The sequence below is a fragment of the Arthrobacter sp. Soil_N43 genome (genome assembly GCF_057655195.1).
On the sequence record NZ_JBDGML010000029.1, the window covers coordinates 22,221 to 31,171 of the forward strand.

Below are 8,951 nucleotides of genomic sequence, written 5' to 3' on the forward strand. Positions count from 1 at the left end.
AATGGGGCCCGTTAATGCCGCCAGCCGGAGTTTCAGAAGGGACAGTTGATGACTCCAGCTATTGCACGGCCCGCGTGCTGCCCATAGGTTTGAGATAGCGGAAAACAGTTCTCCGCATCTGCCTGCCGTCGGAGCAGGACCAGAAATAAGGGTTACAAAGGAAGTAGCAGCACATGGCAACAGGCACAGTTAAATGGTTCAACGCCGAAAAGGGCTTCGGATTCATCGCTCCGGATGACGGATCGGCAGATGTTTTCGCGCACTATTCGGCAATTGCCAGCAGCGGCTACCGCTCCCTGGATGAAAACCAGAAAGTCGAATTCGACGTGACCCAGGGCCCCAAGGGCCCGCAGGCTGAGAACATTCGCCCGCTGTAGGTTTGAATAAAATTGCCCGGGACGTGCTGGTCAGCATGTCCCGGGCAATTTTTGTGTCCTGGCACCGCCCAAGAACCCGAGAGTGCACCTTATGGATGACAAAGCGACCCTGCACCGCTACCTGCGCACGCGCCGCAGCCAGCTTCTCGCGAAGCTCGACGGCCTGGGCGAGTACGAGTGCCGCCGGCCCATGACCCCGACAGGGACCAACCTGCTGGGCCTCGTCAAGCACGTCGCCAGCGTGGAGTTGGGCTACTTCGGCGAGGTGTTTGGCCGTCCCAGCGGGCGTGACCTCCCGTGGTTCGACGACGCCGCGGAACCTGACGCGGACATGTGGGCCACCGCCGGGGAGACCCGTGATGAGATCGTGGAGCTGCACCGCTTCTCGGCCGCCCACAGCGACGCCACCATTGAGTCACTGCCGCTCGATGCTCCGGGCGTCGTGCCCTGGTGGCCGGAAGAGCGCAGGCACGTGACGCTGCAGCAGATGCTGGTTCACATGTGCGCGGAGACGGCCCAGCATCTGGGGCACGCGGACATCCTCCGCGAACTGATCGACGGCGCTGCGGGGCAGGGCCCAAATGACCCCAACCTTCCCGTGCGGAGTGCCGCCGAGCAGAGCGCACACTTCGACAGGCTCGAGGCCGCGGCACGCGAGGCTGCGGTGCACGCCACCACCTAGACGAACGCCGACTTCCCGGTGACCGCCCGGGCCACGATCAGCGAGTTGATCTCGTAGCTGCCCTCGTAGGTGTAGAGGATCTCGGCATCCCCGAAGAGCTTCCCCATCTCGAAGTCGCTGCTGATGCCATTACCTCCGAGCAGCGAACGCCCCATGGCCACGGAGGAGCGGGCGAGCCGGGTGGTGGTGGCCTTGGCCATGGCGGCCTGCGCCATCTCCAGCCTGCCCTCCTCCTGGATCCGGGCGAGCTGCACCATCAGGGCCAATGACGCGGAGGCGTTGCCCAGGATCTCGGCGAGCTGCTGTTGGATGAGCTGGAAGCGGGCCAGTTCCTTGCCGAACTGCCGGCGCTGCAGGGAGTAGGAGCGGGCGACGTCGAACGCAGCCAGCTGGATCCCGGCGCCCTGCCACCCCACCCAGGCACGCGAGTCCCTCAGGAGCGCGTTCGCCTTGGAGAAATCCGTGGCTCCCGGAAGCAGGTTGGCCTCCGGGATCCGGACGTTGTCCAGCAGGATGTCGGCGTTCTGCATGATCCGCAGACCGATCTTGTTGGCGATCTTGGTCGCGGTATACCCAGGCCGGTCGGTTTCCACGATGAAGCCCTTGATCTGCTGGTCGGCCTCGTCGCGGGCCCAGACGAGGGCAAAGTCAGCGATGGTGCCGGCTCCGATCCACCGTTTGGCGCCGCTTATCACCCACTCGCCATCCTCCCGCCGGGCCGAGGTTGCAAGTCCCCCGGCGATGTCCGAGCCGTGGTCCGGCTCTGTGAGGGCGAAGGCTCCCAGCTGCGTGAATGCCGTCAGCCCCGGCAGCCAGCGGCGCTTCTGCTCCTCGGATCCAAGTTCGTGGATCATTCCCACAATCAACTCGTTGTGGATGCCCACCAGGGCCGACAACGATACGTCGGCCCTGGCCACCTCGACATACATGAGGCCCTTGAAGAGCTTCGACGTGCCGTCCGTCTGCAGCCCGCCGAGCCCGCGCTTTCCCATCTCCGCCAACAGCCCGAATGGGAACTCCTCGCGGTTCCAGTAATCGATGGACTGCGCCCTGACCCTGGCCTGCAGGAATTCCCGAACATCCAGGTAGCGCTTCCGTTCGTCCGGAGGAAGCAGGTCGGCGATGTACATGAGGTCGGCATCGGGAAAGGGCGGCTCCTGCCCGGGCACGTCGTCGCCGGCCGCCTGCACCGCTGTGGATTGTCCGCTGTCACGTCCTTGTGGCTGCACGGGCACGGTCCCTTCACTCTTTCAAACCCTTGGATGTCCTAGTATATTGCAGAGTGACATGGATCACTAGGATGTGTATCCCCCGGCGAAAGGTGCCCCATGACAGTCACCGACGACTTCCGTGCAGCACGCGACCAGCTGCTGGCCCTGCGCAACAACTACTCAGAGGCCCGGAGCAGCTTTCAGTGGCCACGCTTCGAGGAATTCAACTTCGCGCTGGACTGGTTCGACGCCATCGCTGCCGATCCCGCCGCCGGCAGCAGGCCCGCGCTGGTGATCGTGGAACAGGACGGCACGGCCACCCGCCGCAGTTTCGCCGAGCTCTCGGCCCGCTCAAACCAGGTGGCCAACTGGTTCCGCAGCCAGGGAGTGCGGCGCGGGGACCGCATGATCGTTATGCTCGGAAACCAGGTGGAACTCTGGGAGCTCATGCTGGCGGGCATCAAGTTGGGCATCGTGCTCATTCCCACCACCACGCTGATGGGTCCGGCGGACCTGAAGGACCGGGTGGAGCGCGGCGAAGCGGCCTGGGCCGCCGTCGGAAGTTCCAACATCGGCAAATTTGCCGATGTTCCCGGAGATTACAGGCTCATTGAAATCGGCGACGGCGGCACCGGCACCACGCAGCCGGAGATCCTTCGGTATTCTGACTCCGCCGCCTCCCCCGGGGAGTTCACTCCGGACGCCCCCACGATGGCCGACGAAACGCTGCTCCTGTACTTCACCTCCGGGACCACGTCGAAGGCCAAACTGGTGGAGCACACGCACACGTCGTACCCCGTGGGCCACCTCTCCACGATGTACTGGATCGGCCTGGAGCCCGGTGACGTCCACCTGAACGTGGCCTCCCCGGGGTGGGCCAAGCATGCGTGGTCCAACGTGTTCACGCCGTGGATCGCCGAGGCCTGCGTGTTCATTTACAACTACGACCGCTTTGACGCCCGGGCCCTGATGGAGCAGATGGACCGCGAGAAGGTGACCAGCTTTTGCGCCCCGCCCACAGTGTGGCGAATGCTGATCCAGGCAGACCTCACGCTGCTCAGGAATCCGCCCGCCAAGGTGGTTTCGGCCGGCGAACCGCTCAACGCCGAGGTGATCGGGCAGGTTCACCGCGCCTGGGGACAGACCATCCGCGACGGTTTCGGCCAAACGGAGACGACCGTTCAGGTGGCCAACACCCCTGGCCAGCCGGTCAAGATCGGAGCCATGGGCCAGCCACTGCCCGGTTATGACGTGGTTCTTGTTGATCCCGCGACCGGGGAAGGGGCGGACGACGGCGAGCTCTGCCTGCGCCTGGACCCCCGCCCCGTGGGGCTGATGAAGGCGTACTACGGAGATCCTGAGAAGACGGCGGACGCTTTCCGTGGCGGCTACTACCACACAGGCGACATGGCCAGCAGGGACGAGCAGGGCGTCATCACCTATGTTGGCCGCGGTGACGACGTCTTCAAATCCTCTGATTACCGGCTGTCCCCGTTTGAACTGGAGAGCGTACTGATCGAGCACCCTGCCGTGGCCGAGGCAGCCGTGGTCCCGTCCCCGGACCCCGTCAAGCTATCCGTGCCCAAGGCGTTCGTGGTTCTGGCGGCCGGCCACGAACCGGGGCCGGAACTGGCCGAGGAGATCCTCCGCTACTGCCGGGACCACCTGGCTCCCTTCAAGCGCATTCGCCGGATCGAATTCGCCGAGTTGCCCAAGACCATTTCCGGCAAGATCCGCCGGGTGGAATTGCGTCACAGCGAGGAGGCCAGGCACGGCGGCGCACCAGGTTCCGGTACCCCGGGTCCCCAGGGCCCAAGCCGGGGCCTGGGCAGGGAGTATTCCGAAGCCGACTTTCCGGGCCTGAAGAGCGGGAAATGACCATGGCAACGCCGCTCCCCCGCGACCCCATCGCCGACGCCCAGCGAAACTGGGAACGCCATGGATGGGGCGACGTCGCCGCGCCGATGGCCGCCATCACGGCCATCATGCGCACGCAGCAGATACTCCTGGCCCGCATTGAGGGCGCCCTGAAACCCTTCGGCCTCACCTTTGCCCGCTACGAGCTGCTGGCTCTGCTGAGTTTCGCGCGCAGCGGCTCGCTTCCTATGAACAAAGCGAGCGCCCTGCTCCAGGTCCATCCGACGTCCGTGACCAACGCCGTCGACCGCCTTGAAAAAGCCGGACTCGTGGTGCGTTCACCGCACCCGACTGACGGCCGCACCACGCTGATCGAACTCACCACCGAAGGCAGCACCATCGCCAAACGTGCGACGGCGGTCCTCAACACGGAGGTTTTCAGCCAGTCCGGCTTCGCGGACAGCGACATGGAGCAGCTGATCCGGATACTGGCGGACTTCCGCCGCCAGGCCGGTGACTTCTCCGAAGAGTGACGGGACGCCGCACGGGCCGGCCGGCAGCGCAGCATCAGCCCCGGCGCACGCTCATCAGCCTGGAATGCTGTCGCTGTCCGTGCGGCGGCCTGACGTTCGCTGCAGTTCCTCAATGAAGGCATCCAACAGGGCGATCTGCTGCGGGTCGTTGGCACGCTGGACGAGGTCGGCGGCCGTGCTGTAAACCTTGATGTTGGTGTGCTGGCTGTGGGTGGAGAGAAGGTCGAACGCCGCCTCGGAGCCGATGCGCAGGCTCCCCATCAGAATCCCCTTGGCCTGTTCGATGGTGGCGCGCGTCCCGACGGCACCCTCCACCGCTTCGCGGGCGGCCCGCTCCGTTTCCCAGTGCAGCGTGCTGGTGAGGTCAATGATGAAGCCGTCCGCGCTCTGCAGCACGCCAGCTTCCACCACAGCCTCCCCTGCCGTGATGACGCGGTGCTCTCGCAGCCTGGAGTCAATGAGCCGGTGATAGCTGCAGAAATAGCCGCCCGAAACGCAGGCCGCCGAGAAGACTTCCTGGCAGCGCCCGCGGTCCTCGGGATGCTTGTGGGAGTAGAGCAGTTCGATGGTCGGCACAATCTCCCCGCGGGCGTACCCATGCAGGGCATAGAGCTCATCCGACCAGTGCAGTTCCTTGGACACGGCATCGTAATGGAATGTCCCGGCGGCACAGTTGGCGTCCCCCAAGGCACTGGAGTATGTGTTCACACTCTTCGGCTGGTTCGCCGCGCCGCCTGCTGCCGCGTCCTGTCCTTCCATGGTCACACGCCGGGCGAGTAACCGTCGGCGCCGGACACCAGAGTCCTTGCGTGATCGGTGGTCCTGCACGCCCGCAGCGCTTCAGTGCGCGGCAGGGCGGTGCGCCGCAGGCCTGCCGCGGGAACACCCTCGATCACGGCGGCCGGACGGGGCGCGGCCTTGCGGGGTGGCGACGGGCGGGGCGAGGATGGGCGGTCCACCGGCGATGCCGAAATCTCCCGTACGAGACCCATGCCGGCGTACTCGCGGACTGCGGCAATTCCCCTTACCGCTTCCTCCTTATCCGAAAAAGCCCGGGACACGGCCATTACGGTACCGTCCGGGGCTGTGAGTTGGAATTTGAATGTAGCGTCGTCGTCAAGGAAAAGTTCGAACATACCGGCCATAAAAATCCCCCTCGTTCAACAGAAATACAAGGCTTCCGGTGACACCGTCGGCACCGGAAGCAGTCCACGTGTTCCTGGATCACGCCGCAGATAACGCAGGGCGCAATTTTGATGAATTTATGAAATTCTGAACTAGACGGGCCTGTTTGGCAAGGCCTGTCCGTCGCAAGGACCCTGGTTCAGACCGCTCCATTCCGCGGATTTCCGGTCCGCTAAGGTGTTGCCTGAGATATGGATGACTAAGACAGACCGTTCTGTCTCTATACTTGAAGGTAGGCGTGGCCGTTCGGCGGCGCCGGTATGGATGGGACTGCAGCGGAGGAAATCCAGGATGGATGACATGCCAGGCAGCGTGATCCTGAGCGACGTAAAAGCAGACCTCTTCAAGTCGATGGGCCATCCGGCACGGATCCTCATCCTCGAAATGCTGCTGAACGGCCCCGTGGCAGTGAGCCGGCTGCGTGACGACACAGGTCTTGCCGCCTCGGACCTCTCCCAGCACCTGGGCATCCTCCGGCGGCAGCGGCTGATCGTCCCCTCGCGGAAGGACGGCCGTCTCTTCTACGAACTCTCCTGCTCCGACGTGCGCGGCGTCCTGGAAGCCGCCGGCGGCCTGCTGGGGTCTGTACGGATGCCCGCCGACAGCCTGCAAACCGCGGGCTGATCTACCAGCAGGCGCCCCCCGGCATCTGTTCGCTGATAGCCGCCGGAACTTCACCTCCCGTTAACGGCCATCCCTTAGCGTTGCTCTTCTAAGACCCGCGCAAGGGAAACCTGGGCAAGGAGGGGGAACGATCGTGGCCGACATTGCTGCTGTTCTGGGGCGCCTCGCCCCGCACGAACTTGAGGAGATCCGAGCCACCGGGCCGCACGGCCACCTGAGCCGGCACATTATCCAGGCACTGGACCGCGCCGCCGGAGGTCCCGGTTCAGGGCGCGGCTACTACGTGCCTGCCGGAAGCGTCAGCCCCACGGGAAGCCCCCACCAGATCCTGCGGAGCGACGTCGCGGCCTGGCTTTTCGGCGCAGCGGAACGGGGCGAAGCCGCGCGCTCCGTTTGACGGGCCCGGCAACTGACCCCGACCGGCAGATATCTCAGTACAGGAAGATGTCGAACCATTCGCGGTTGTGGGCGTGAAGCAGGACCAGGAACAGGACAAAGTCGAACAACAGGTGGACTGCCACTATGTAGGAGAGCGACTTGGTCACCGTGAAAATGCGGGCCTGAAGCAGCGCGAACGGGAAAATGAACAGCGGTGCCCAGGCCCGGAATCCGAGTTCCCACAAGAAGGACGTGAACAGTACTGCCTGCAGGAGGTTGGCCTGCCAGTCGGGCAGATGTCGGCGGAACAGCGCAAAGGCCGTGCAAATGAAAAACAGTTCATCCCAGATGCCCAGGGCGTTCGTCCCGATGAAGAGCCGTATGATGCCGTCCGGATCGTGCACTGCGGGCCAGTTCTGGTAGACGCCCGTCCGGACCATGTAGACGGGCAGCACGGCGTAGCCGAGCACCAACACCACGGGCAGGTACAGCTTCTCCCCCCGCGTCCACTTGTTGCCGGTCATGACGGGAAACACGATCGCGCGCTCCTTGGTGACCCAGCGGGACACCGCATACGGGATGCCCACGGCCAGGACCATGGCCGACCCCATGACGAGCATGTGCGAGGTGCTGACGTCGGTGGTGATCGGAACGGCGCTGATCACCAGGATTCCGGCGGCGATGAGGAGGAGGTCGCGGAAAAGCGCCCTGTCAACGAACGCAGCCAGCACCAGCGAGGCCGCGAGCAGGGCGTAGCCGGCGACGGGCTGGTGCACCGCGAAGAGCAGGAAGCCGGACAGCGACAGCATCGCCGCGGGGACCACGCGGATGGAGGTCCCCTTGGCGGTGCTCTGTTCTGCGACAGGGAGGTTCACCGGTGCCTGAACTCCGGCTGGCGCTTCTCCGAGAAAGCAGCCATGCCTTCTTTCTGGTCCTCGGTGGCGAAGAGCGAATGAAACAGGCGCCGCTCAAAGAGCACGCCCTGCGCCAGCCCGGTCTCGAAGGCCGCGTTGACTGCTTCCTTGGCCAGCATGGCGGCAGGCTTTGACTTGGCGGCGATGACCTCGGCGGCCTTCAGCGCCTCTTCCACGGTGTCCCCGGCCGGAACCACCCGGGAGACGAGCCCGGAGCGCTCCGCCTCGTCCGCATCAATGAACCGGCCGGTCAGGATCATGTCCATCGCTTTGGCTTTGCCCACAGCGCGGGTGAGCCGCTGGGAGCCGCCCATCCCCGGAAGGACTCCGAGGTTGATCTCGGGCTGGCCGAACTTGGCGTTGTCCCCGGCGACGATGAAGTCACACATCATCGCCAGTTCGCAGCCGCCTCCCAGGGCGAAGCCGGACACTGCGGCGATCAGCGGGATCCGCAGCCGGGTGAGGTCTTCCCACCCACGGAACCAGTCGGCGTCGTACATCTCCATATATCCCTGTGACGCCATCTCCTTGATGTCGGCGCCGGCGGCAAAGGCCTTCCCCGAGCCGGTGATCACCACCGCCCCCACGCCGGGATCGGCGTCCATGGCCGACACCGCAGCGACGAGTTCATCCAGTGTCGCCCTGTTCAGCGCGTTCAGTGCTTCGGGCCGGTTCAGGGTCACGAGACCCACGCGCCCGCGGCGCTCCACCAGAATGTTCCCGTACTCCTGCGTCATGCATGCCCCTTACGTATTTGGTCCCTAACCCAAGCTAAGCCTACTTACCGGATTTGTCCCGAATGTCGGTGATAATGCCGGAGAAATCCCTTCCGGCACCGCCCTCGGCTGCGAAGGCATCGTAGATTTCAGAGGCGAGCGGTCCCATCCGGGCTGCCACGCCGGTGCTTTGGACTGCGTTCAGTGCCAATTTGAGGTCTTTCGCCATCAGTGCCCCGGCGAACCCCGGCTGGTAGTCGCGGTTGGCCGGGCTGGTGGGCACCGGCCCGGGAACGGGGCAGTTCGTGGTGAGCGCCCAGCACTGGCCGGACGCTGCGGACGCGACGTCGAACAGCGCCTGGTGCGTCAGCCCCAGCTTCTCGCCCAGGACGAACGCCTCGCTCACCGCGATCATGGACACGCCCAGGATGAGGTTGTTGCAGATCTTGGCCGACTGTCCTGCGCCGTGCTCTC

General features: G+C 64.8%; 12 protein-coding genes. 6 read left to right on the forward strand and 6 right to left on the reverse strand.

Translation table 11 applies throughout. From position 1 onward, the window contains the following. Nucleotides 1–173 precede the first annotated feature (173 nt). The gene (locus AC3A3W_RS01615; protein ID WP_013599688.1) at nt 174–377 is read left to right on the forward strand and encodes a cold-shock protein; all 204 of its coding nucleotides are present in this window, start codon (nt 174–176) and stop codon (nt 375–377) included. A 91-nt stretch (nt 378–468) separates the two neighbouring features. Continuing rightward, a complete protein-coding gene (locus AC3A3W_RS01620; RefSeq protein ID WP_487440149.1) occupies nt 469–1,059 on the forward strand; it encodes a DinB family protein in 591 nt (196 codons plus the stop codon). Here AC3A3W_RS01620 and AC3A3W_RS01625 read toward each other — a convergent pair. Further along, nucleotides 1,056–2,189 carry an acyl-CoA dehydrogenase family protein gene (locus tag AC3A3W_RS01625; RefSeq protein WP_487440157.1) on the reverse strand — a complete coding sequence of 378 codons (1,134 nt, stop codon included), beginning with the start codon at nt 2,187–2,189 and terminating at the stop codon, nt 1,056–1,058. The genes AC3A3W_RS01620 and AC3A3W_RS01625 overlap by 4 nt on opposite strands. A 198-nt stretch (nt 2,190–2,387) precedes the next feature. On the opposite strand from AC3A3W_RS01625, the gene AC3A3W_RS01630 reads away from it, so the two are divergent. Then, on the forward strand, nt 2,388–4,148 hold the full coding sequence (locus AC3A3W_RS01630; RefSeq protein ID WP_487440150.1) for an AMP-binding protein: 1,761 nt from the start codon (nt 2,388–2,390) through the stop codon (nt 4,146–4,148). A gap of 2 nt (nt 4,149–4,150) precedes the next feature. Next, nucleotides 4,151–4,660, forward strand: coding sequence for a MarR family winged helix-turn-helix transcriptional regulator (locus AC3A3W_RS01635; RefSeq protein WP_487440158.1), 510 nt, complete (start codon nt 4,151–4,153; stop codon nt 4,658–4,660). Nucleotides 4,661–4,714: 54 nt separating this feature from the next. Here AC3A3W_RS01635 and AC3A3W_RS01640 read toward each other — a convergent pair whose 3' ends face one another. Then, complete coding sequence (locus AC3A3W_RS01640; protein WP_487440151.1) at nt 4,715–5,419, reverse strand: PAS and ANTAR domain-containing protein; 705 nt, start codon at nt 5,417–5,419, stop codon at nt 4,715–4,717. A gap of 2 nt (nt 5,420–5,421) precedes the next feature. Beyond that, nucleotides 5,422–5,796 (reverse strand): YegP family protein, encoded by a 375-nt coding sequence (locus AC3A3W_RS01645; RefSeq protein WP_487440152.1) that lies wholly within the window; start codon nt 5,794–5,796, stop codon nt 5,422–5,424. A gap of 340 nt (nt 5,797–6,136) precedes the next feature. Here AC3A3W_RS01645 and AC3A3W_RS01650 point away from each other — a divergent pair, with 340 nt between their 5' ends. Next, nucleotides 6,137–6,469 carry an ArsR/SmtB family transcription factor gene (locus AC3A3W_RS01650; protein WP_487440153.1) on the forward strand — a complete coding sequence of 111 codons (333 nt, stop codon included), beginning with the start codon at nt 6,137–6,139 and terminating at the stop codon, nt 6,467–6,469. A gap of 133 nt (nt 6,470–6,602) precedes the next feature. Continuing rightward, the gene (locus tag AC3A3W_RS01655; protein ID WP_487440154.1) at nt 6,603–6,866 is read left to right on the forward strand and encodes a hypothetical protein; all 264 of its coding nucleotides are present in this window, start codon (nt 6,603–6,605) and stop codon (nt 6,864–6,866) included. Between the two features lie 34 nt (nt 6,867–6,900). Here the strand turns inward: AC3A3W_RS01655 and AC3A3W_RS01660 are convergent, their stop codons facing one another. From AC3A3W_RS01660 to AC3A3W_RS01670, 3 genes are all read right to left on the reverse strand, one after another. Continuing rightward, nucleotides 6,901–7,656 (reverse strand): CPBP family glutamic-type intramembrane protease, encoded by a 756-nt coding sequence (locus AC3A3W_RS01660; RefSeq protein ID WP_487440159.1) that lies wholly within the window; start codon nt 7,654–7,656, stop codon nt 6,901–6,903. A gap of 62 nt (nt 7,657–7,718) precedes the next feature. After that, the gene (locus AC3A3W_RS01665; RefSeq protein ID WP_487440155.1) at nt 7,719–8,498 is read right to left on the reverse strand and encodes an enoyl-CoA hydratase; all 780 of its coding nucleotides are present in this window, start codon (nt 8,496–8,498) and stop codon (nt 7,719–7,721) included. 40 nt (nt 8,499–8,538) lie between these two features. After that, the coding region (locus AC3A3W_RS01670; protein WP_487440156.1) for an NAD-binding protein at nt 8,539–8,951 on the reverse strand (413 nt) is incomplete at its 5' end.

Bases quoted from the DNA above. Each gene is read 5' to 3' on its own strand.
- AC3A3W_RS01660 (WP_487440159.1), bottom strand. From the start codon at position 7,656: ATGCTGTCGCTGTCCGGCTTCCTGCTCTTCGCGGTGCACCAGCCCGTC.
- AC3A3W_RS01630 (WP_487440150.1), top strand. From the start codon at position 2,388: ATGACAGTCACCGACGACTTCCGTGCAGCACGCGACCAGCTGCTGGCC.
- AC3A3W_RS01650 (WP_487440153.1), top strand. From the start codon at position 6,137: ATGGATGACATGCCAGGCAGCGTGATCCTGAGCGACGTAAAAGCAGAC.
- AC3A3W_RS01665 (WP_487440155.1), bottom strand. From the start codon at position 8,498: ATGACGCAGGAGTACGGGAACATTCTGGTGGAGCGCCGCGGGCGCGTG.
- AC3A3W_RS01625 (WP_487440157.1), bottom strand. From the start codon at position 2,189: ATGTACATCGCCGACCTGCTTCCTCCGGACGAACGGAAGCGCTACCTG.
- AC3A3W_RS01620 (WP_487440149.1), top strand. From the start codon at position 469: ATGGATGACAAAGCGACCCTGCACCGCTACCTGCGCACGCGCCGCAGC.
- AC3A3W_RS01645 (WP_487440152.1), bottom strand. From the start codon at position 5,796: ATGTTCGAACTTTTCCTTGACGACGACGCTACATTCAAATTCCAACTC.
- AC3A3W_RS01640 (WP_487440151.1), bottom strand. From the start codon at position 5,419: ATGGAAGGACAGGACGCGGCAGCAGGCGGCGCGGCGAACCAGCCGAAG.
- AC3A3W_RS01635 (WP_487440158.1), top strand. From the start codon at position 4,151: ATGGCAACGCCGCTCCCCCGCGACCCCATCGCCGACGCCCAGCGAAAC.
- AC3A3W_RS01615 (WP_013599688.1), top strand. From the start codon at position 174: ATGGCAACAGGCACAGTTAAATGGTTCAACGCCGAAAAGGGCTTCGGA.